This window comes from Streptomyces sp. 150FB (assembly GCF_000818195.1).
Taxonomy (GTDB): domain Bacteria; phylum Actinomycetota; class Actinomycetes; order Streptomycetales; family Streptomycetaceae; genus Streptomyces.
The window spans coordinates 2,723,874-2,745,207 of sequence record NZ_JTHL01000001.1; the positions used below are offsets into that span (position 1 = coordinate 2,723,874).

The 21,334-nt window shown below is 70.2% G+C and carries 20 protein-coding genes; 9 read left to right on the forward strand and 11 right to left on the reverse strand.

Annotated features, from left to right (window positions below; translation table 11 throughout):
• Together QR77_RS11450 and QR77_RS11455 are read right to left on the reverse strand one after the other, a co-directional pair.
• The coding region (locus tag QR77_RS11450) for an SDR family NAD(P)-dependent oxidoreductase (RefSeq protein WP_040021430.1) at positions 1 to 208 on the reverse strand (208 nt) is incomplete at its 3' end.
• A gap of 168 nt (positions 209 to 376) precedes the next feature.
• Entirely contained in the window at positions 377 to 841 is a 465-nt protein-coding gene (locus QR77_RS11455) for a MarR family transcriptional regulator (RefSeq protein ID WP_040021432.1), read from the reverse strand.
• A 113-nt stretch (positions 842 to 954) separates the two neighbouring features.
• On the opposite strand from QR77_RS11455, the gene QR77_RS11460 reads away from it, so the two are divergent.
• Both QR77_RS11460 and QR77_RS11465 read left to right on the forward strand, forming a co-directional pair.
• Positions 955 to 2,043: an epoxide hydrolase family protein gene (locus QR77_RS11460; protein WP_040021434.1), complete on the forward strand. Its 1,089-nt coding sequence runs from the start codon at positions 955 to 957 to the stop codon at positions 2,041 to 2,043.
• A 188-nt stretch (positions 2,044 to 2,231) separates the two neighbouring features.
• Positions 2,232 to 2,435: a glycosyltransferase gene (locus tag QR77_RS11465; protein ID WP_040021435.1), complete on the forward strand. Its 204-nt coding sequence runs from the start codon at positions 2,232 to 2,234 to the stop codon at positions 2,433 to 2,435.
• Positions 2,436 to 2,458: 23 nt separating this feature from the next.
• Here QR77_RS11465 and QR77_RS11470 read toward each other — a convergent pair whose 3' ends face one another.
• A complete protein-coding gene (locus tag QR77_RS11470) occupies positions 2,459 to 3,037 on the reverse strand; it encodes a class I SAM-dependent methyltransferase (RefSeq protein ID WP_040027725.1) in 579 nt (192 codons plus the stop codon).
• A gap of 191 nt (positions 3,038 to 3,228) precedes the next feature.
• On the opposite strand from QR77_RS11470, the gene QR77_RS11475 reads away from it, so the two are divergent.
• Positions 3,229 to 3,843: an XRE family transcriptional regulator gene (locus QR77_RS11475; RefSeq protein WP_040021436.1), complete on the forward strand. Its 615-nt coding sequence runs from the start codon at positions 3,229 to 3,231 to the stop codon at positions 3,841 to 3,843.
• Here the strand turns inward: QR77_RS11475 and QR77_RS11480 are convergent.
• Together QR77_RS11480 and pepN (QR77_RS11485) are read right to left on the reverse strand one after the other, a co-directional pair.
• Complete coding sequence (locus tag QR77_RS11480) at positions 3,840 to 4,637, reverse strand: ABC transporter ATP-binding protein (RefSeq protein WP_040021438.1); 798 nt, start codon at positions 4,635 to 4,637, stop codon at positions 3,840 to 3,842. The two genes, QR77_RS11475 and QR77_RS11480, sit on opposite strands and share 4 nt — an antisense overlap.
• A 201-nt stretch (positions 4,638 to 4,838) precedes the next feature.
• A complete protein-coding gene (gene pepN, locus QR77_RS11485) occupies positions 4,839 to 7,412 on the reverse strand; it encodes an aminopeptidase N (protein WP_040021440.1) in 2,574 nt (857 codons plus the stop codon).
• A gap of 101 nt (positions 7,413 to 7,513) precedes the next feature.
• Here pepN (QR77_RS11485) and QR77_RS11490 point away from each other — a divergent pair, with 101 nt between their 5' ends.
• The 3 genes from QR77_RS11490 (at position 7,514) to QR77_RS11500 (ending at position 8,675) form a co-directional block, all read left to right on the forward strand.
• Positions 7,514 to 7,738, forward strand: coding sequence for a ribbon-helix-helix protein, CopG family (locus QR77_RS11490; RefSeq protein ID WP_040021442.1), 225 nt, complete (start codon positions 7,514 to 7,516; stop codon positions 7,736 to 7,738).
• The gene (locus QR77_RS11495; RefSeq protein ID WP_040021444.1) at positions 7,731 to 8,078 is read left to right on the forward strand and encodes a type II toxin-antitoxin system PemK/MazF family toxin; all 348 of its coding nucleotides are present in this window, start codon (positions 7,731 to 7,733) and stop codon (positions 8,076 to 8,078) included. The genes QR77_RS11490 and QR77_RS11495 overlap by 8 nt, the downstream gene beginning before the upstream one ends.
• A 75-nt stretch (positions 8,079 to 8,153) precedes the next feature.
• Positions 8,154 to 8,675 (forward strand): DUF1203 domain-containing protein, encoded by a 522-nt coding sequence (locus tag QR77_RS11500; protein WP_063798022.1) that lies wholly within the window; start codon positions 8,154 to 8,156, stop codon positions 8,673 to 8,675.
• Between the two features lie 82 nt (positions 8,676 to 8,757).
• Here the strand turns inward: QR77_RS11500 and QR77_RS11505 are convergent, their stop codons facing one another.
• From QR77_RS11505 to QR77_RS11515, 3 genes are all read right to left on the reverse strand, one after another.
• Positions 8,758 to 9,786, reverse strand: coding sequence for an aspartate-semialdehyde dehydrogenase (locus QR77_RS11505; protein WP_040021447.1), 1,029 nt, complete (start codon positions 9,784 to 9,786; stop codon positions 8,758 to 8,760).
• A 296-nt stretch (positions 9,787 to 10,082) separates the two neighbouring features.
• Positions 10,083 to 13,436: a S8 family serine peptidase gene (locus tag QR77_RS11510; protein WP_173476293.1), complete on the reverse strand. Its 3,354-nt coding sequence runs from the start codon at positions 13,434 to 13,436 to the stop codon at positions 10,083 to 10,085.
• Between the two features lie 224 nt (positions 13,437 to 13,660).
• Positions 13,661 to 14,221, reverse strand: a complete 561-nt coding sequence (locus QR77_RS11515) for a CGNR zinc finger domain-containing protein (protein ID WP_040021449.1) — start codon at positions 14,219 to 14,221, stop codon at positions 13,661 to 13,663.
• 146 nt (positions 14,222 to 14,367) lie between these two features.
• Here QR77_RS11515 and QR77_RS11520 point away from each other — a divergent pair, with 146 nt between their 5' ends.
• Together QR77_RS11520 and QR77_RS11525 are read left to right on the forward strand one after the other, a co-directional pair.
• Positions 14,368 to 14,823 (forward strand): VOC family protein, encoded by a 456-nt coding sequence (locus tag QR77_RS11520; RefSeq protein WP_040021451.1) that lies wholly within the window; start codon positions 14,368 to 14,370, stop codon positions 14,821 to 14,823.
• Positions 14,824 to 14,873: 50 nt separating this feature from the next.
• A complete protein-coding gene (locus QR77_RS11525) occupies positions 14,874 to 15,728 on the forward strand; it encodes a pyridoxamine 5'-phosphate oxidase family protein (protein ID WP_040021453.1) in 855 nt (284 codons plus the stop codon).
• Between the two features lie 32 nt (positions 15,729 to 15,760).
• On the opposite strand, the gene QR77_RS11530 is transcribed toward QR77_RS11525, so the two are convergent.
• Both QR77_RS11530 and pepN (QR77_RS11535) read right to left on the reverse strand, forming a co-directional pair.
• Positions 15,761 to 16,879: a hypothetical protein gene (locus QR77_RS11530; protein WP_040021455.1), complete on the reverse strand. Its 1,119-nt coding sequence runs from the start codon at positions 16,877 to 16,879 to the stop codon at positions 15,761 to 15,763.
• A 102-nt stretch (positions 16,880 to 16,981) separates the two neighbouring features.
• Entirely contained in the window at positions 16,982 to 19,558 is a 2,577-nt protein-coding gene (gene pepN, locus QR77_RS11535; RefSeq protein WP_040021457.1) for an aminopeptidase N, read from the reverse strand.
• Positions 19,559 to 19,751: 193 nt separating this feature from the next.
• On the opposite strand from pepN (QR77_RS11535), the gene QR77_RS11540 reads away from it, so the two are divergent.
• The gene (locus tag QR77_RS11540; protein ID WP_040021460.1) at positions 19,752 to 20,384 is read left to right on the forward strand and encodes a DsbA family protein; all 633 of its coding nucleotides are present in this window, start codon (positions 19,752 to 19,754) and stop codon (positions 20,382 to 20,384) included.
• Between the two features lie 135 nt (positions 20,385 to 20,519).
• Here QR77_RS11540 and QR77_RS11545 read toward each other — a convergent pair whose 3' ends face one another.
• Positions 20,520 to 21,161, reverse strand: coding sequence for a superoxide dismutase (locus QR77_RS11545; RefSeq protein ID WP_040021462.1), 642 nt, complete (start codon positions 21,159 to 21,161; stop codon positions 20,520 to 20,522).
• Between the last annotated feature and the right edge of the window lie 173 nt (positions 21,162 to 21,334).

The window sequence follows — 21,334 nt, forward strand, 5'->3', positions numbered from 1 at the left end:
GGCCGCCCGCCTCGGTGTCGCGTACGGCCAGGGTCACCTCGGCACCGGCTGAGGCGAGGGCGCGGGCGGTCTCGATCCCGATACCGGACGTCCCACCGGTCACGACGGCGCGTTTCCCGCCGAGGTCGACGCCGGCGAGGACGTCGGCGGCGGTGGAGTGGGGGCCGAAGGGGGTGGTGATGCGGTCGGAGGTGCGGTGGTCGGTCATGGGATTGCGGCTTTCTGCTCGTTCTCGCAGCCGTCGCACGGCTGCGGCGCGGCGCGGCATGACATCGCATGGCAGGGCGCGAGGCGGAAACGGATGATCCTCCACTTAATAGCTTAAGTGGAGGATCATCCGTTTGGCAATGCGGGCAGAACCCGACCCGAGCGCCGGTCAGCCGGTCCCGGTTCGCCGGTCGTGGTGGTCCAGCAGCCTGGACAGCAGCCCGGTCAACCGCTGTCGCTCGTCGGGTGACAGCGGAGCCAGCAGTTCGTCCTGGGCTTCGGCGAGCCGCTTCTCCAGCCGCCGGAGCTGCCGCTTGCCCGCGGCGGTGAGCGAGATGATGTTGCGCCGCCGGTCGGAGAGGTCAGGGACGCGCTCGACCAGTTCACGGTCGGCCAGCTCGTTGACCGTCGCGACCATGTCGCTGAGGTGGATGCCGCTGCGGCGGCCCAGCGCGGCCTGGCTGGCCGGGCCGTACTCCTCCAGCGTCGCCAGCACGCGGTAGTGGTAGCCGCGGGCGTGGGCGGACGAGAACCCCTCGGCCACCAGGCGGTGCGCGTGGCCCGCGGTCTGGGTGAGCAGCCAGCTCGGCAGGCTCCCCCAGCGGGCGGGCGTCGTCTCGGATGGGCTCTCCATGGGATCAGCGTAGCGAACCGTTGGGAGCACTAACGACCGTGCTACCGTTTGGGCGCCAAACGTTAGGATTGTAAACGTTTGCTCGCCGAACGAAACTCCCCGGAGTCAGGACCATGATCAAGCCCTTCCTCGTCGACATCCCTCAGGCCGACCTCGACGACCTCACCGACCGCCTCTCCCGTACCCGCTGGCCCAACGAGGTCGCCGACATCGGGTGGGACTACGGCTTCCCGCTGGCGAGGCTGAAGGAGCTCGCCGAGCACTGGCGCACCCGCTACGACTGGCGTGCGCACGAGGCGAAGCTCAACGAGCTTCCGCACTTCACCACCGAGATCGACGGCCAGAACATCCACTTCGTCCATGTCCGGTCCCCGAGACCGGACGCGCTCGCGCTGGTCCTCACCCACGGCTGGCCCGGCTCGTTCCTGGAGTTCCTCGACGTGATCGAGCCGCTGTCGCGCGACTTCCACCTGGTGATTCCGTCCATCCCGGGGTACGGCTTCTCCGGGCCGACCCACGAGCGCGGCTGGGACATCGTGCGGGTCGCGCGGGCCTGGGCCGAGCTGATGCGCCGTCTCGGGTACGAGCACTACGGCGCGCAGGGCGGCGACTTCGGTTCGGGCATCTCGATGGCCCTCGGCGCGGTGGCACCCGAGCGGGTCGTCGGGGTGCACGTCAACTACCTGCCGACCCGGCCGGACCCGGACGCGGGCATCGAACTGTCCGAAGCGGATGAGGCCCGGCTGGACAAGATCAGGCAGCTCACGGCGAACCGGCCGCCGTACCAGACTCTCCAGGCCACCACCCCGCAGACCATCGGCTACGCGCTGACCGATTCGCCGGTCGGCCAACTGGCCTGGATCGCGGAGCGCTTCGCGCAGTGGACCGACCCGCGCTCGCAGGTCGATGACGAGCGGATACTCACCGACATCTCGCTGTACTGGCTGACCGCCACCGCGGCGTCCTCGGCGCGGTTGCACCGCGAGACTCCGCGACGGATCGAGCCGTGCCCGGTGCCGGTCGGCGTGGCGGTGCTCCCGTACGACATCACCCAGTCGGTGCGACCGCTGGCGGAGCGGCTTTACGACATCAGGCACTGGTCGGAGTTCGAGCGCGGCGGCCACTTCGCCGCGATGGAGGTGCCGGAGCTGCTCGCCGAGGACATCCGGGACTTCTTCCTCGCCCACATCAAGTACGCCTGACAGGGCGCGACTCGGGAGCGCGCGTTCTCACCCCGCGTGGTCACCGGGGGTTCGGTGGCACCGGTTTCCTCCGGCCTCTTCGGCGAGGCGGGCCGTGGCGCCGTCGTTGTCGGCCCCGTACTCCGTGGCCCCGTCCTCCGCGGCCCCGTCCTCTGCGGCTATGGGGAGGCCGCGAGGAAGATCACCACATGCGGATTCTGATCGTGACCGCCGGTTCGCGCGGGGACGTCGCACCGTTCACGGGCCTGGGGCAGCGTCTGCTGGACGCCGGGCACCAGGTCGCCGTGGCCGCGCACCCGCCCTTCGCCGGACTCGTCACCGGGTGCGGCCTCGGCCACCGGCCGCTGCCGGGAGATCCGCAGGAGTTGATCCGCGCCCCCGGCGGCGGATGATCCGGCCGATCCGTGCGGGGCGCTCACGGCAGGCGGACTGCTCGCAGGACGGTGTCGTGGGTGTGGTGTGTGCCTGCGGGGGGCTGGGCGGCGCGGGGGCGGCTCTCGTTGATGAGAACGTTCCAGGCGGGGCCGAGGAGTTGGGCGATGTCGTCGGGCTGGTAGTAGTCGGCGGGGTCGAAGCCCTCCTCCTGGCGCGGAGCCAGGTCCGAGAGGGCGTGGGTGGCGAAGAGCAGCGTGCCGCCGGGGGCGACAGCGTCCAGCAGGCCGCGCAGCGCCGCGTGGCCCGGCCGGCGCATGAGCGGGAAGTAGTGGACGGACACCAGGTCGAAGGCTCCCGTTGGGGGCGGCGTGCTGGTGAGGTTGGCCCGTACCCACGCCACGCGGCCCTCGGTGCCGGTGGCAGCGGCGGCGGCACGTCGCAAGGCGATCCCGGAGATGTCGACCGCGGTGACCTGCCAGCCGCGCCGGGCCAGCCAGAGTGCGTCGGCGCCCTCACCGCATCCCACGTCGAGCGCCCGGCCCGGTGGCAGGCCGATGGTCTCGGCGACGAGCACTCCGTTGGGGTTGCCGCTGAATATCCGGTCGCGGCTGCCGTACATCTCGTCCCAGGGCCGGCCTTCGCCGCCCTGATCGTCACTCTGATCGCCGTACTGATCATCCCTCTGATCGTCGCTGCTGTTGGCCTGGGGATTCAGGGTCATCGTGACCACCTCCGACGCCAAAATGCGCTCCCCTCAGCAATCGGGCAAAGTTCTTTGCGGAAAACGCAAAACGCGGGCACGGTGAACGTATGAGCGATGACTTCGATGCGGTTCTGGCCGCGGTCGGGCCCCGGCTGCGCGCGTTGCGCCTTCGCCGCGGCGTCACCCTGACCGCTCTGTCGGAGACCACCGGCATTCCGATCAGCACGCTGTCCCGACTGGAGTCCGGGCACCGCAAACCGGGCCTGGAACTCCTGCTGCCCCTGGCCAGGGCCCACCAGGTGCCGGTCGATGAGCTGATCGGCGCGCCGACCGATCTCGACCCCCGGGTGCGTCCGCGGCCGTTCACCCGCAACGGCATGACCGTCGTGCCGCTGACCCGCACATCCGGCGGACTCCAGGCGTTCAAGCACATCCTGCCCGCCGGTCTGACCGACGGTCGCGAACCCGACCCCCGCTCGCACGAGGGCTACCACTGGCTGTACGTCCTGCGCGGCCGGCTGCGCGTCGTACTCGGCGACAAGGACTTCACCCTCAGCGCGGGCGAGGTCGCCGAATTCGACACCCATCTCCCGCACTGGTTCGGCAACGCCGACCAACACCCCGTGGAATTCCTCAGCATCCTCGGCCCCCAGGGCGAACGCGTCCACATCAAAGCCCGCTACCGCCCCGACACCGACAACGTTCCTGGTCAGGACGGTTAGGCCACCGCAGCCGAGAAGGCGGGCGCCGTGAGCGCGGTCATCCGGGCCGCGATCCGTGCGGCGTCCGCGCGCGGCAGGGTGTCGGCGATCGCGCCGTCGGCGAGGAAGAGGACGCGGTCCGCGTAGGCGGCGGCCACCGGGTCGTGCGTGACCATGACCACCGTCGCGCCCAGCGAGTCCACCGCGCTCCTGAGCAGGGTCAGGACCTCGGCGGCCGTGGTGGTGTCGAGCGCGCCGGTCGGCTCGTCGGCGAAGATCACATCGGGCCGGGCCGCGAGGGCGCGGGCGATCGCGACGCGCTGCTGCTGCCCTCCGGACAGTTCGGAGGGGCGGCGCCGCGCCTTGTCAGCGAGGCCGATCTGCCCCAGCACCTCGGCGATCCGGCGCCGGTCGGGCCGCCGTCCCGCGAGGCGTACGGGCAGCTCGATGTTCTGCTGGACCGTCAACGCCGGCAGCAGGTTGAAGGCCTGGAAGATGAACCCGAGTCGCGTGCGGCGCAGCACGGTCAGCTCGTTCTCGCTCATGTCGGTGATCTCGGTGCCGCCGAGCCGTACCGATCCGGTGGTGGGGCGGTCGAGGCCCGCCGCGCACTGGAGGAAGGTGGACTTCCCCGAGCCCGAGGGGCCCATGACGGCGGTGAAACTGCCGCGCGCGAGGGCGATGTCGATGCCGCGCAGGGCGCGCACGGCGCGGTGGCCGTCACCGTACTGGCGGCGTACGCCGACGAGTTCGACCGCCGGGAAGTCGTTCCGGATGTCTGGTTGCTGCCGCTTCAGGCCTGCGCGATTCCTCATGGACCGACCGTAGGAAACGGGCCCGGTACGGACCATGGCGGTCGCTGGCGGATCGGTGCGGGGGCTAACCCCAGGTGGGGCGGGGAACTGCGGCCGGGCACCGCACAGCGCGGGTGCCCCACCCGCGCCATCGCGCGGGTGGGGCACCCGTTTTCAGCCGGTCAGCCCCTCTAGCCGTTCACGCTGCTCAAGGGCTTTCCCTCACACCGCCGCTGCCGCGTCCGCCTCCTGGGCGCGCAGCGCGCGTTCCACGCCGGCCTTCGACTCCGTCATCAGGCGGCGCAGTGCCGCGTTCGGGCCCGCCGACGCCAGCCACGCGTCCGTCGCTTCCAGGGTCTCCTGGGAGACCTGGATCGCGGGGAACAGGCCCAGCGCGACCTGCTGTGCCATCTCGTGCGAGCGCGACTCCCAGACGTCCGCGACCGCGGCGAAGTACTTCTCCGTGTACGGCGCCAGCAGCTCGCGCTGGTCCGTCTGGATGAAGCCGGAGATCACCGCTTCCTGTACGGCGTTGGGCAGCTTGTCGCCCTCCACCACCGATGCCCAGGCCTCCGCCTTGGCCTCCTCGGTGGGCCGGGCCGAGCGCGCGGCGGCCGCGTGGCGTTCGCCCGCCGCCGTCCTGTCGCGCTCGTACTCCGCGGCGATCTCCTCCTCGTCGTGCAGACCGACAGCGGCCAGGCGGTGGACGAACGCCCAGCGCAGCTCCGTGTCGACCGCGAGGCCCTCGATCGTCTCCGTACCGTCCAGCAGTCCCTGGAGCAGGTCGAGTTGCTGCGGCGTACGCGCCGTCGCGCTGAACGCGCGCGCCCAGGCGAGCTGGTGGTCGCTCGCCGGTTCGGCCGCCCGCAGGTGGGCCAGCGTGGCGTCCGTCCACTGGGTCAGCCCGACCTCGCGCCACGCCGGCGACGCGTACTGGTCGAGCGCCATCTTCACCTGCCGCTGGAGCGTCTGGACGACACCGATGTCCGACTCCTTGGCGATGCCGGACAGCACCAGCGCCAGGTAGTCGCGCGTCGCCAGCTCGCCGTCCCGCGTCATGTCCCAGGCCGAGGCCCAGCTCAGCGCGCGCGGCAGCGACTCCTCGAAGTCCCCGAGGTGCGCGGTGACGACCCGCAGGGACTCCTCGTCCAGCCGGACCTTCGCGTACGTGAGGTCGTCGTCGTTGAGCAGCACGACCGCGTGGCGGGGGGTGTTCTGCGGGAAGGGCACCGCCGTACGCTCGCCCTCCACGTCCAGCTCCATCCGGACCGTACGGACCAGCTTGCCGTTCTCGTCCAGGTCGTAGTAACCGATCGCGATCCGGTGCGGGCGCAGCACCGCCTCGCCCGTCGCGCCCGCAGGCAGCGCCGGGGCCTCCTGGATGACGTGGAAGGACGAGACGTTGCCCTGCTCGTCCAGCTCGATCTCCGGGCGGAGGATGTTGATGCCGGCCGTCTCCAGCCACGCCTTCGACCAGGCCTTCAGGTCACGCCCTGAGGTCTTCTCCAGCGCGCCGAGCAGGTCGGAGAGCTGCGTGTTGCCGAAGGCGTGTGCCTTGAAGTACGCCTGTACGCCCTGGAAGAACTCGTCCTTGCCGACATAGGCGACGAGCTGCTTCAGCACGGAGGCGCCCTTGGCGTACGTGATGCCGTCGAAGTTGACGAGCACGTCGTCCAGGTCGCGGATCTCGGCCATGATCGGGTGCGTGGAGGGGAGCTGGTCCTGCCGGTACGCCCAGGTCTTCATGGAGTTGGCGAACGTCGTCCAGGACTGCGGCCACCGCGAGTCCGGCGCGTCGGCCTGGCAGGCGATCGAGGTGTACGTGGCGAACGACTCGTTCAGCCACAGGTCGTTCCACCACTCCATGGTGACGAGGTCGCCGAACCACATGTGCGCCAGCTCGTGCAGGATCGTCTCGGCCCGCGCCTCGTACGCCGCGTCCGTCACCTTCGAGCGGAAGACGTACTGGTCGCGGATGGTGACGGCGCCCGCGTTCTCCATCGCGCCCGCGTTGAACTCCGGCACGAAGAGCTGGTCGTACTTGGCGAACGGGTAGTCGTAGCCGAACTTCTCCTGGAACCAGGCGAAGCCCTGCCGGGTGGTCGCGAAGATCGCGTCGGAGTCGAGGTACTCGGCGAGCGAGGGCCGGCAGTAGATGCCGAGCGGCACGGACCTGCCGTCCTTCTCGTACGAGCTGTGCACCGAGTGGTACGGGCCCGCGATCAGCGCGGTGATGTACGTGGAGATCCGCGGCGTCGGCTCGAAGTGCCAGATGTGGTCGGCTGGTTCGGGCGTCGGCGAGTTGGAGACGACCGTCCAGCCCTCGGGCGCCTTCACGGTGAACTCGAAGGTCGCCTTGAGGTCGGGCTGCTCGAAGCTCGCGAAGACCCGGCGCGCGTCCGGGACCTCGAACTGCGTGTAGAGGTAGACGTGTTCGTCGACGGGGTCGACGAAGCGGTGCAGTCCCTCACCGGTGTTGGTGTACGCGCAGTCGGCGACGACCGTCAGCTCGTTCGGGCCCTCGTGCAGTCCGGCGAGCGCGATGCGCGAGTCCTTGAACACGGAGTCGACGTCGAGGGACGTGCCGTTCAGGACGACCTCGTGCACGGTCGGTGCGATGAGGTCGATGAAGGTCTCCGCCCCGGCTTCCGCGCTCCGGAACCGGACGGTGGTCAGGGACCGGTAGGTGCCGCCCTCCTGCGCGCCGCTGAGATCGAGGTCGATCCCGTACGAGTCAACGGTGAGGAGGCGTGCGCGCTGCTGTGCCTCTTCGCGGGTCAGATTTGTGCCAGGCACCCGGGGTCATCTCCTCGCTATGTGACGTTTCGGCTCATCCTTCCACGCCCACGTTCCCGGCGAGGTAGCATCATCGTTCCTACCTGGGTAGCATACAGAGTATGAAGATCAGTGTGAGCCTGCCGCAGGAGGACGTGTCCTTCGTCGACGAGTACGCGGCCATGACGGAGACGGAATCAAGGTCCGCCGTGATACACGCCGCGATCGAGCTGCTGCGCGCGTCGCGCATGGAGGCGGACTACGCGGCGGCTTTCGAGGAATGGAACGCCGGCGAGGACGCGGCGTTCTGGGAGCAGACCACGGGGGACGGCCTCACCGATGCGTAGAGGCGACATCTATCTGATCGACTTCGAACCAGCGCGCGGCAGCGAGGCCAACAAGGCACGGCCCGCCGTGATCGTCTCGAACGACGCCGCGAATCGCACGGTCGAGCAGAACGGCAAGGGAGTGCTGACGGTCGTCCCCGTGACGTCCAACACGGCGCGCGTCTTCGCCTTCCAGGTTGTCCTGCCGGCGGCCGAGTGCAGGCTCGCCAAGGACTCCAAGGCCCAGTGCGAGCAGGTACGGGCAGTGTCGCCGGAGCGGGTGCTCCACCGGATCGGCTCGGTGCCCCGGCACCGGATGGCCGAACTCGACGCCGCACTGCGCCGGCACCTGGCTCTGTGAGAGGGCGGGCGGGACGCGTACCGCGAGGTCCGAAATCCGCCGGTGCGTGGTGCGGTGCGGCGTCAGCCTTGAGTCATGACAACCATGACAGCGACCACCGCGTATCTCCCCCGCCCCATCAGCCCCACCGTTCTCGGCGAACTCCGCGTCGCGGACGACGCCGGTCAGCCCCTTGCCGCCTTCACCGCTGACGAGGACGGCTCGCCCCTGCGCTGCTGCCTGCGGCCGGTCGAGGTCGGGGACCGGATCGCGCTGGTGTCCTACGCGCCGCTGCGGCGCTGGGCCGCCGAGACCGGGGCGGCGCCGGGGGCGTACGACGAGCAGGGGCCCGTCTTCATCCACGCCGAGGAGTGCGGCGGCGTGGCGGCGGCGGACGGTGGGGGGTACCCGTTCGACCGGGCGGGTGCGCTGCGTACCGTACGGCGCTACAGCGCCGACGGGCACATTCTCGGCGGCCGGCTCCTGGAGATCCCGGACCCGGCCGAAGAAGCGTTCGATGCGGTGTTCGAAGAGGCCTTCGCCGATCCGGAGGTCGCTCTCGTCCATGTGAGGGCCGTCGAGTACGGCTGCTTCCTCTTCGAGGTGCGGCGGGGCTGAGCCGCGCCGCCCGTCGACCCGCCTCCGCCCCCGCGCTCGCGCGGGGGCGGACGTGCTTACGGCCGGACCCGCCGGGCCACGGTCAGCCGCGCAGTTCGGCCGCCACCAGCTCGGCGATCTGTACCGCGTTCAGCGCCGCGCCCTTGCGGAGGTTGTCGCTGGACATGAAGAGCGCCAGACCGTTGTCCACCGTCTCGTCGGCCCGGATACGGCCCACGTACGACGCGTCCTGGCCGGCCGCCTGGAGGGGCGTCGGGATGTCCGACAGTTCGACGCCCGGGGCGCCCTTGAGCAGCTCGTACGCGCGCTCCACGCTCAGCGGGCGCTCGAAGCGGGCGTTGACCTGGAGCGAGTGTCCCGAGAAGACCGGCACACGGACGCAGGTGCCGGAGACCTTCAGCTCGGGGATCTCCAGGATCTTGCGGGACTCGTTGCGGAGCTTCTGCTCCTCGTCCGTCTCGTAGGAGCCGTCGTCGACGATCGAGCCGGCGAGCGGCAGCACGTTGAAGGCGATGGGCCGCTTGTAGACGGCGGGCTCCGGGAAGTCGACAGCGGCGCCGTCGTGCGTGAGCTTGTCGGCCTCGGCGACCACCTTCTGCGCCTGTCCGTGCAGCTCGGCCACGCCGGCCAGGCCCGAACCCGAGACCGCCTGGTACGTGGTGGCGACCATCGCGGTCAGCCCGGCCTCGTCGTGCAGCGGGCGCAGCACGGGCATGGCGGCCATCGTCGTGCAGTTCGGGTTGGCGATGATGCCCTTGGGGCGGTTGGCGATGGCGTGCGGGTTGACCTCGGAGACGACCAGCGGAACGTCGGGGTCGCGGCGCCAGGCGGAGGAGTTGTCGATCACCACGGCGCCCTGTCCCGCCACCTTCTCGGCGAGCGCCTTGGAGGTGGCGCCGCCGGCGGAGAAGATCACGATGTCGAGGCCGGTGTAGTCGGACGTGGACGCGTCCTCGACCGTGATCGGCGTGGACTGCCACTCGATGGTGGAGCCCGCCGACCGGGCCGAGGCGAACAGCCGCAGCTCGGTGACCGGGAAGCTCCGCTCGGCCAGGATCCTGCGCAGGACTGTGCCGACCTGACCGGTGGCTCCGACGATTCCGACCCTCACGGTGACTCCTCTGCTGACGACTGCGACTGCGGTGCATGTGCGTGTGCGTGTGCTGGTACGAGGGCGAGCCTGCCCATCATGCGCGGGATCCCACTCCGGTTGTCCACTCCATTGTGGCCGTCCCGCCTGTGGTGATCTCCACTGTGGTCATTGTCATTCTCCCCGGACTCCGGATCCCCGCACCCGCGAGCGGCCAGCACGCGGCCCGCTCACCCGCACACGGCCCCCACGCGCCCGCACGCGAGGAAGGGGCGGTGTCCGTGTGGACACCGCCCCTCCCCCGTGCTTTCCCGCTGTTACGGGGTGACAGCCGTGATGACGACGCTGCCGGTGCCCGCGGCCGTGCCGCGCGCGTTCAGCAGTCGCACCTCACCGAAGAACTGCCGGCCCTCGGGGGCCGCGCTGTTCACCAGCACCTCGGCCGAGACCGGGGCCGAAGCCCCGTTGGCGAGCTTGACCGGCTTCGAGTCGTCGACCTTCATCGAGCCGAGCGAGGCCGAGTAGTACACATCGCGGTAGTCGAACTCCGTGGTCCCGGAGGGGACCGAGTAGCCGTCGATCACGATGATGTACGTGCCGCCCGCCGGCTTGGCGAGGCTGACTGCCTCCTCCGAGTCGCCGTCCGCCGACGAACCGACGAGGACGCCGGCCGCGGTGTAGACCGAGAGGTCCAGGTCGGCGTTGGCGTCGGAGGTGCTGCCGATGGCGACGTCGAACTTCTCGACGCCGGCCGGCACGGTGACGGTCGACTGCTGCGACTCACCGTCCGCGATCGTCGGCCGCTCGACCTTCGCCGAGCCGAGCGAACCGCCGGCGAGCTTGCCGTCCATGGCGGCGAACTCGTTGGTGACGTTCCACTGCACCGGAGCCGGAGTGCCGATCTTGGCCTCGGGGATGGTGGTGACCGCCGGGTCGAAGGTCGCGCCGAGGGCGGTCGCTTCGAGCTGGTACGGGTTGTCGAGCAGCGGCGACGTACGGCGCGCCTCGACCTCGATCTCCCAGACACCGGGCAGCGGGTCGGCGTACGACCGCAGGTCCGGGCGGCAGGTGTTGGCCGGGTTCGAGTAGTTCGGGTAGCACATGGTCGTCGTCGAGTCGTCGACCGGGAGGCCGTACGGGTCGATGGCGATGAACCGGGTCTGGCTGTCCTTGGCGAGGCCGCCGAGCGCCAGCTCCAGGGTCTGGGCGCCCTCGGGCACCGTCACGAAGTACGACTTCGTGCTGTTGCGCTGCACCGAGCCGGGTCCCGAGAAGGCGAACGACGGCTTCGCCAGGCTCTTCGAGGCGACGACGGTGGTGAGGATCTGCTTGTCCACACCCTCCGTGGCCTTGTCGTCGACCTGGAGGATGGCGCTGTGCACACCGGCCGCCGACGGCTTGGCCTGCACGGTCACGGTGACCGGCTGGTTCAGCGGCAGCTTGACCCGGCCGCTGCCCAGCAGCCGGAACGTGCCGTCGTCGTACTTCCAGCTCAGTTGGTGCTCCAGGAGCCCCTTCTTGCCGGTGGTCCTGGTGACGGTGACGTCGTACGTCCGGCTCTTGCCCGCCGTCAGGCCGCCTTCGCGGTCGTACAGGCCAGGACCGAAGCCCGGGGTCGCCAGCAGGCTGTCGAGCGAGGTGTCGACCGGTGCCTTGACCGTGTACTCATGGGCGTCGACGCCGTGCTCGATCTCCTTCCAGGCGCCGACGACATCGATCAGTCCGGCACCCTGCTCGTGGGCCTGGACGCCGGGGATCTTCTTGGCGCTGCTGGTGAGCGCCGTGCGCAGCCGGGCCGGGGTGAGGTCGATGTGCTTCTGCTGGGCGGCGGAGAGCAGCAGCGCGCTCGCTCCGGCGGCCTGCGGGGAGGCCATCGAGGTGCCCTGGAGCATGGAGTACCCGGGCGGCAACTGGTAGCCGGCCTCGGCGACAGGGGCGCCGGGCAGCCAGGTCTGGGTGCTGTTGATGGCGGCGCCCGGTGCGGTGAGGGTCGGCGTGAAGCCGCCGTCCTCGCGCGGACCGCGTGAGGAGAACGGCATCATGTCGTTCTTCTTCGTCACGCCGGAGCCGTAGTCGGCCGCCCAGGTGTCCTTGGAGATGGAGGCGCCCACCGAGATGACCTTGTCGGCGAGGCCGGGGTCCCCGATGGTGTTGGTGCCGGGGCCGTCGTTGCCCGCCGAGATGACGAGCTGCACGCCGTACGCGTCGATGAGCCGGGTGTACAGCTCGGAGCGGGCGTTGTTGGAGTCGTTCAGCGCGGGCAGGCCGCCGATCGACATGTTGACGATGTTCACACCGCGGTTGGCGACGAGGTCGATCATGCCCTCGGTCAGCGCGATGTTGGTGCAGCCGCCGCTCCAGGTGCAGGCGCGCGAGGAGACGAGCTTGGCGCCGGGCGCGGCGCCGTTCATCTTGCCGCCGAAGAGGCCGTTGGCGGCGGTGATACCGGCGACGTGGGTGGCGTGCTCGGCCTGGATGACGCCGATGTTGACGTAGTCGGACGTGGTGCCGGCCGCGTCCACGGGGACGTCCTTGCGGATCTCGACGACGAACGGTATTCGCTCGACGACGGCGGTCCTCGGGTCGTCCTTGCCGAAGTAGCCGATCTGGAACTTGTCCTTGTACGGCTTCATCGCGGTGTCGTCGGTGAAGTCGCCGTTGTTGTTCAGGTCGACGCGCACGGTGCCCTTGGCCGCGTCGTAGAGGACGCCCCAGGTGTCGGTGGTGTCGCCGTCACGGTTGAGGTCGCCCGCCATGTCGCCGCCCTTGGTGGCGGACTCGGCGAAGGTGCTGTAGCCGAACGAGCCCTTGGGCGCCTTCCACGTACGGCCGGCCGCCGTGAAGGACGGGCCGCTCACCGCCGTGTCCATGCGGCGCCAGGTGCCGTCGCCGTCGGAGACCGGGTCGGTCGAGGTGACCCAGTCGACGATCTTGCGCTCGCCGGTGGTGGTCTTCTGGAGCGCGGGGTGACCGAGGTCGATGCCGGAGTCGAGGATGCCGATGGTGACCCCGCGGCCGTCGGCCTTGGGATGCTGCTTGACGAAGTCGACGGCGCCCGTCTCGAACGACGGGTTGTACGGGTTCTTCGCCGGGGTCGAACTGTCCGGGCCCGGGAAGGTCTTGGCGGCCGAGGCCTTGCCGTTCCCCTTGGCCTTGCCGTTCCCCTTCGCCTTGCTCGTCGCCTGGGCCTGCTGACCGGTGGACGCGGGCGACGGGTCGTCCAGCTTGATCTCCTGCTTGAGATCGATGCCGTGGACGGTGGACAGCTTCTGGGCCGCCTTGATGGCGGCGCTCGCCTTGCCGGTGGGCAGGGTCGCCCGTACGTAACCGAGCTTGTCGTACGTCTTGCCGACCGTCGCACCGTGCTCGTGGAGCTGGTCGCTGACCTGAGAGGTCTCGCCGGGTGCGGTGGCGACCATCATCGTGATGCTCTTCTCGCCGGTGGCCTCGGCCTTGGCGAGCAGTTGGGCGTCGGTCGTCCCCAGCTTGTCGGAGGAAGGACCGGCGGACTTCACGGCTGCGTTCGGAGCCGGGTCGTCGGCTCCTGTCGCGGAGAACGCGGGCACAGCACCTGAGGCGATCAGTGCGGCCACCGCGCCTGCGGCAGCCGCGATCCGGGCCACACGTCTCGGCCCGGACATGGATCTCTCGGATTCGGAGGTCATCAGCATCCCTGTGTTGTGAAAGAGACAGTCCGGATTTCGGTACCGGATGACCGCTCAGCTTTTCCTAACTGACCGGGTTTTGTGGAGAGCTGTCAGAGATGTGATGTGCTCATGGCGGACATCCGCCACCATGACGCCTGCGCCATCGGGGATGAATCGGCGGATACCGGCGGGATGTGACGGGGCGGCACAACAGAGAAAGAGCCAACGGGCCTGCCCCCGGCGGGAGATCAGCTCCCGGCCGTCCCCCGGGCGGCGCTCGCCCGCGCGTAGTGCCGGGAGGCCTTGGCGCGGTTGCCGCACTGCGCCATGGAGCACCAGCGCCGGGTGCCGTTGCGCGAGGTGTCGAAGAAGTGCAGGACACACGCGTCGTGCGCGCAGCCACGGATCCGGTCGGGCGCCGCGCGCAGCAGCTCCAGGTAGTCCCGGGCCGCCGTCCACGCGGGCCCCCAGGCCGGGTCGGCGAATTCCGGCTCCTCGCCGGGCCCCTGAACCGTGAGGGTGGCGCGGATCCGCCCGTGCCCGAGGACGTCGTCGATACGCCGGACGGCCGCCTCGTCGAGATCGAGCGGGCGGCCGACCGCGCCGGCCAGCGCCTCCCTGGCGGTCAGCAGGCACTCCCGGGTGGCCGCGTCGGCGGCGAAGCGGTCGTCGAGCCCGGTGCCCGCGAGCCAGAGGCGTACGCCGTCGACGTCCGCGAGAAGGTCCTGCGGCTCGCCGTCCCTGATCCAGCGGGTGTTCAGCAGGTCGAGGGAGACGGGCTCTCCGACGAGCGGGCGCGGATCGGACATTCGCTGCTCCTTCGTGTGATTTTCCACCGCGAGACCTCCCCGCTAACCCTTCAAGGGTATGTGACTGGTTGACCGACGCTACCGTAACCCCTAAAATCAAAGACAAGGGTTAGTGGCGGAAGGACCGATGGAGAGGGTTGCGCGCCATGGCAGAACTGCGGAGCGGGCATGTGGGGCTGAACGTGACGGATATCGACCGCTCGCTGGACTTCTACACGTACACGCTCGGCCTGGAAGTGATCAGCGACGGTACGGGGGCTGAGGAGCCCGGGCACCGCTTCGCGTTCCTCGGGCGGGACGGCAAGGTCATGCTCACCCTCTGGCAGCAGGCGGTGGAGGGGTACGCGCCGGGCGGCGCCGGCCTGCACCACCTCGCCTTCGAGGTGGACACCATCGAGAAGGTGCGATCCGCCGAAAAGCTGCTGGTGAACCGTGGCGTGCCGTTCGACTACGAGGGCGTGGTCGCCCACAGCGAGGGGTCGTCCTCCGGCGGGATCTTCTTCCACGACCCGGACGGCACCCGGCTGGAGATCTTCGCCTCCTCGGGCGCCGAAGACGCGCCCGCACCCTCCGGGACCGAACCGACCTGCGGTTTCTTCTGACGACACATGGCGCACGGCTGACGACCGACAACTGAAGGACGTGAGGGCACATGGACCCGTACCACCAGGGCTCCCTCGCCGTGCAGGCCAGGGCGGGCCTACGCGACGAGGCCCACCGCGTCGGCGTTGTCATCGGCGACGGGATCAAGCCGGTGGCCGCGGCCTTCCTCGGCCTTCAGCCCATGCTGGTGATCGGCGCCGCCGACGAGGACGGGCGCATGTGGAGTTCGCTGATCACCGGCCGGCCCGGCTTCCTGCGGGCCACCGGGCCGCACTCCGTCTCGGTCGCGGGCCGGGCGCCCGACGGCGACCCGCTCGGCGGGGCCCTCGCCTCCGGTCCGCTGCCCGTCGGGACCATCGCCCTCGACCCGCGCACCCGGCGCCGGATGCGGCTGAACGGTACGGCGCACCCGACAGCGCGCGGTATCGGCATCGAGGCGGAGCGGGTCTTCGCGAACTGCCCCAAGTACATCCGCCGCCGCTTCCTGGAGGAGTCCGCCCAGGACGCGAGCGCGGGCGAAGACGTGCGGCGCGGTGAACGGCTCACCCCCGACCAGGAGGCGTTCATCCGCGCCGCCGACACGTTCTTCATCGCGAGCGCCGCGCCCCACGGCGTGGACGCCAGCCACCGGGGCGGCGAGCCCGGCTTCGTACGGGTCGAGTCGCCGGTCTCGCTCGCCTTCGACGACTACCCCGGCAACGCGATGTTCCTGACGCTCGGCAATCTGGAGAAGGACCCGCGCGCCGGACTGCTCTTCCTCGACTGGGCCACCGGCGCGACGCTCCAGGTCACGGGCGCGGCGCGGACGGAGTTCAGCGGCCGGGACCGCCGTACGGTCCACTTCGGGATCACCGGTGTGGTGGAGCACCCGCACGCGAGCCCGCTGCGCTGGTCCCTCGCCTGAGCGTCGGGCGTCGCGGACCCTGATGCCCCCGCTCAGACCGGCAGCACCAGGACGTACGCCGCCGGCTCACGGTCCTCGGCCGCCTTCAGCGCCGTACGCACCACCAGCGCCTGCTGCTCCGGTGACTCGCGCAGCTTCCTCGGGGTGAGGTGGACGACCGTGATCCCGAGGCGCTCCAGATGCTCGCGCTTACGGACGTACGCCGACCACAGCGGGCCCTCGGCGTCGGCCGTCCCGCCGTCCTTCCGGTCACCGGACGCCGCCGGTGACCGGGTGTCCAGCTCGATCGCGACGGCCTGCTCCGGCCAGTAGGCGTCCACCCCGCCCAGGTGCGGGCCGCCGGGCAGCCGCAGGTCGACGTTCCAGACGGGCTCCGGCAGCCCGTACGTCCGCACCATCGCGTACAGCCACCCCTCGGCCAGCGACCGCCCCTCCATGAGCAGCGAGTCGACGGCGCCGACCACATGCGGCGCTTCCAGCAGCTTGGCCTGGATCAGCTCATGGACCACGGCGGCCGGTTCGCAGTGTCCGTCGCGCACGGCCTCGATCAGCAGGTCGCGGACGGCGTCCGTGTCCCGCAGGCCGGCGACCGTGTCGGCCAGCGCACGCGCCACGGGCGCCACCGGCAGACCGGTGATCTGCTCGGCGCGCGGGAGGGCCTGGGCGCGGATCACCCGGGCGCAGCCCGTGGACCGCAGCCTGCGGGTGCGCGGCACGAGCACGTCGATCGTGGGGAGCGAGGGCAGCGCGGGGACCGAGCTGAATCCGTGCAGGGTGAGCGCGGCGGGGCCGGTGATCATCGCCGCGCCGTACGGCGCCAGGGCCGGGCCTGAGCCCGAGACCGAGACCGAGGACACCGCCTGCTCCGGCAGGAGCCCGCCGTCCCAGCCGCCGTCGCCGCTCCCCGCCCCCGGGCGCGCCGCGTACAGCAGCACCCCGTGCAGCCGCTCCTCGCTGGTCGGCGGCCCCTGGTGCAGCAGGAAGACCCCGGGCAGCAACCGCTGCCACGGCCCGCCCTGGCGGCACCGGGCGGTGACCGCGGCGGCGGGTACCCCGTACTCGCGCAGCTCGGCGAGGGAGAGCACGCGCCGCCGCACTCCGCCGGTGGCAGATCCGAGGGGGCACGGGGAGAGGGGGGTGTTGTTGTTCATGTACCGGGTCTCCCCGCGCGCCCACCGCCCCCTAACCCCTGTTACAGACCCGCCGTCAAATCAGGACAACTTTCCGCTTCGGTAAGGGAGTTAGCGGGATGGTCAGGCGCCTGCCGCGGCGTCGCACGCCTGTGCGCGCAGCGCACGCGCCATCTCGTCCTGGCTCTCCAGCACCAGCCTGCGCAGCGCGGGGGCCGCTTCGGCGTGCGCGGTGAGCCAGTCCTCCGTCGCCCGCACGGTCGACGGGTCGTCGATGAGCGCGGGGAAAAGGCCCTTGACCACATTCATGCCGGTCTGGATCGACCGCTCCTCCCACACCCGTTCGATCGCCTCGAAGTACTTCGAGGCGTACGGAGCGAGCAGGTCCCGCTGGTCCGGCTGGGTGAAGCCCGCCATCGTCGCCTCCGCCAGCGCGTTCGACAGCGCGTCCGACTCGACGACCTGCGCCCACGCCTGCGCCTTGACTGCGGCGGAGGGGCGGGCGGCCAGGCAGCGCACCTGGTGGCGCTTGCCGGAAGCGGTGTCGTCGCGGGCGAGTTCGGCGTTGACGCCGGCCTCGTCGGCGAGGCCCCGCGCGGCCAGCGGCTCCAGGAACACCCAGCGCAGCTCCTGGTCGACATCGACGCCGTCGATCTTCGCCGTACCGTCCAGCAGCCCCTGAAGGAGCTGGAAGTCCGAGTCCGAAGCGGCGACAGCGGCGAAGAACCGCGCCCAGGTGAGCTGGTGCTGACTGCCCGGCGCCGCGATCCGCAGCTCGCTCATCGCGCCGTCGGCGAGCAGCCGCCCGCCCTCCTCGCGCCACGCGGGGGCGGCGTAGTGGACGAGCGCGGTGCGCGTCCACACATGGAGCATCTGGAGCACGCCGATGTCGCTCTCGCGGCCGGCGTGGGTGAGGACGAGAGCGACGAAGTCCCGCGCCGGCATCAGCGCGTCCCGCGTCAGGTTCCACAGCGCCGACCAGCACAGGGCGCGGGCGAGCGGGTCGGTGAGATCGCTCAGGTGGGCGCGCAGCGTGTCGAGCGAGGCCGTGTCGAAGCGGATCTTGCAGTACGTCAGGTCGTCGTCGTTGACGAGGACCAGGTCGGGCCGCTCGGACCCGGCCAGCTCGTCGATGACCGTACGCGGCCCCGCGACATCCGCCTCGGCGCGCGCGTACCGTACGAGATCGCCCGCCGGCGTACGCCGGTAGAGGCCGACGGCCACGCGGTGCGGGCGGAGTTCGGGGTGCGACTCGGGCGCGTCCTGGATGACGGCCAGCTCGGTGACGCGGTCCTCCGCGTCGTGGATGACCTGCGGCGTCAGGGAGTTGACCCCGGCGGTCTCCAGCCAGGACCGCGACCAGCCGGCCAGGTCGCGGCCGGAGGTCTCGGCCAGTACGGAGAGCAGGTCGGCCAGTTCGGTGTTGCCGTAGGCGTGCCGCTTGAAGTAGCGCCTGGCACCCTCCAGGAACGCGTCCCTGCCGACATAGGCGACGAGCTGCTTGAGGACCGAGGCGCCCTTGGCGTAGGTGATGCCGTCGAAGTTGAGCTTGGCGTCCTGGAGGTCGCGGATGTCGGCCGTGACCGGATGGGTGGAGGGGAGCTGGTCGGCGCGGTACGCCCAGGACTTGCGGCCGTTGGCGAAGGTGATCCAGCCGTCGGTGAAGCGGGTCGCCTCGACCATCGCGAACACGCCCATGAAGTCGGCGAACGACTCCTTGAGCCACAGGTCGTCCCACCAGCGCATGGTCACGAGGTCGCCGAACCACATGTGCGCCATCTCGTGCAGGATGACGTTGGCCCGGCGCTCGTACGACGCCTGGGTGACCTTGCCCCGGTAGATGTACTCCTCGCGGAAGGTCACCAGGCCCGGGTTCTCCATCGCGCCGAGGTTGTACTCGGGCACGAAGGCCTGGTCGTACTTCCCGAAGGGGTACGGGTAGTCGAAGTTGTCGTGGAAGAAGTCCAGGCCCTCCTTGGTGACCAGGAAGACGTCGTCGGCGTCGAAGTGCTTGGCGAGCCCTTGCCGGCAGAGCGCGCCGAGCGGGATCTCCAGCGTCGAGCCGTCAGGCAGCTCGCGCCGGTAGGAGTCGGTGACGTAGTGGTACGGGCCGGCGACGACGCAGGTGATGTACGTCGAGATCGGCTTGGTGTCGGCGAAGCTCCATACGCCGTCGGTGAGCGTGCCCTCGCCGTTGCTCCAGACCCGCCACCCTTCGGGCGCCGTCACCTGGAAGCTGTACGGGGCCTTGAGGTCCGGCTGCTCGAAGTTCGCGAAGACGCGGCGCGCGTCGGCCGGCTCGTACTGCGTGTACAGGTAGACCTCGCCGTCCTCCGGGTCGACGAAGCGGTGCAGGCCCTCACCGGTCCTGCTGTACGCGCACCGGGCGTCCACGACGAGGACGTTCTCGGCCTGGAGGCCGTCCAGCGCGATACGGGTGCCGTCGAAGACGGTGGCGGGGTCGAGATCACGGCCGTTCAGCGACACGGCGGTCACCGACGGCGCGATCAGGTCGGCGAACGAGGCGGCGCCCGGCTCGGTACAGCGGAAGCGGATCGTGGTCAGCGAGCGGAAGGTCCGGGGGCCCTCGGGTGCCTCCCCGACGGCGGAGCGAAGATCGAGGGCGATCTCGTAGCCGTCCACGGCCAGCAGCCCCGCCCGTGCGCGGGCCTCGTCACGGGACAGATTCTCACCAGGCACAGAGGACTCCTTCTCGACGCGTTCGAATGCGACCGATCCTCGCACGGCCCGGGTGGGCGCTCCGGGAATGCCTCCCGTACGCGCGTACGTTCCCCCGACGGGGGTGGGGCGGCAGTCCCGGTGCTTCCGCTGTGCCCGTCGTACCTGTCGTACCCGCTGTACTGGTCATACGTTCTTTTTCATGAGGAGAGACATGTCCGAGAAGACCCCGGTCGACTTCTGGTTCGACCCGCTGTGCCCCTGGGCCTGGATGACCTCGCGCTGGGTGCTCGAGGTGGAGAAGGTCAGGGACATCGAGGTCCGCTGGCACGTGATGAGCCTCGCCGTGCTCAACGAGCCGCGCATCGAGGAGATGGCCCCGGAGTACCAGGACATGATGCGGACGAAGGCCTGGGCGCCGGTCCGCGTGGTCGTCGCGGCCCAGCAGAAGCACGGTGACGAGGTCGTCGGCAAGCTCTACACGGCGCTCGGCACCCACATCCACAACCTGGGCGAGGGCCCGACCCTGGAGGCGATCGCCGCGTCGCTGAAGGACGTCGGCCTGCCCGCCGACCTGATCGACTACGCCGACTCGGACGCGTACGACACCGAGCTGCGCGCCTCCCACAAGGAGGGCATCGACAAGGTCGGCCAGGAGGTCGGCACCCCGGTCATCGCCGTGCCCGGCGCCGACGGCGAGCAGATCGCGTTCTTCGGTCCGGTGGTGACCCCCGCGCCCAAGGGCGAGGAGGCGGCGAAGCTGTGGGACGGGACCCTGATGGTCGCGTCGATCCCCGGCTTCTACGAGATCAAGCGGACCCGTACGCAGGGCCCGATCTTCGACTGACGGCTTCGCCTGATCGTCCACTCAGCAGTACCGCGCATGGAAGGACCCCCGCGAGTCATGTCCTCGTGGGGGTCCTTCGTTGTTCCGCCCGCCGTGAAGGGTGAGAAGACGATCACGAGCAGGACGTGTGCGGGGTCAGGGAGCGAGCAGCAGGGTGTTCGCGCGCTGCTTGGCCGCCGTGTAGCGCTTGGCGACGTCCTGCCAGTTGACGACCTTCCACATGGCCTCGATGAAGTCCACCTTCTGGTTCTTGTACTGGAGGTAGAAGGCGTGCTCCCAGGCGTCGAAGACCAGGACGGGTACGGAGCCCTGCCCGACGTTGCCCTGGTGGTCGTAGATCTGCTCGACGATCAGCCGGCCACTGACCGGCTCGAAGGCGAGGACGCCCCAGCCGGAGCCCTGGGTGGTCGCCGCGGCCTTGGTGAGCTGCGCCTTGAAGCCCTTGAAGGAGCCGAAGGACGCGGTGATCGCGTCGGCCAGCTCGCCCACACCGTCGGCGGCCAGCGGCTCACCCCCGCCGTCACCGGTCATGTTGTGCCAGTAGATCGAGTGCAGGATGTGGCCGGACAGGTGAAAGGCGAGGCTCTTCTCCAGCCCGTTGACCGCCCCCCAAGACTCCTTGTCGCGTGCCTCGGCGAGCTGGTCGAGGGTGTCGTTGGCGCCCTTGACGTAGGCCGCGTGGTGCTTGTCGTGGTGCAGCTCGACGATCTGCGGATTGATGACCGGTTCGAGCGCCGCGTAGTCGTACGGAAGTTCAGGAAGCGTGTAAACGGCCATGTCGAAAGCCCTCCGACCTCTTGTTGCACATCTTATGCAACTGCACGCTAACAGCAACAGATGGCCTCACCGGGCCCGGCCGCCCTTCACGACACCACTGGGCTAACGCCCGCCCGTTCCGGCCAGCCCAGGTGGGGGGCGGGGGTTCGGGTGGCGCGGGGGGCTGGTGGGGG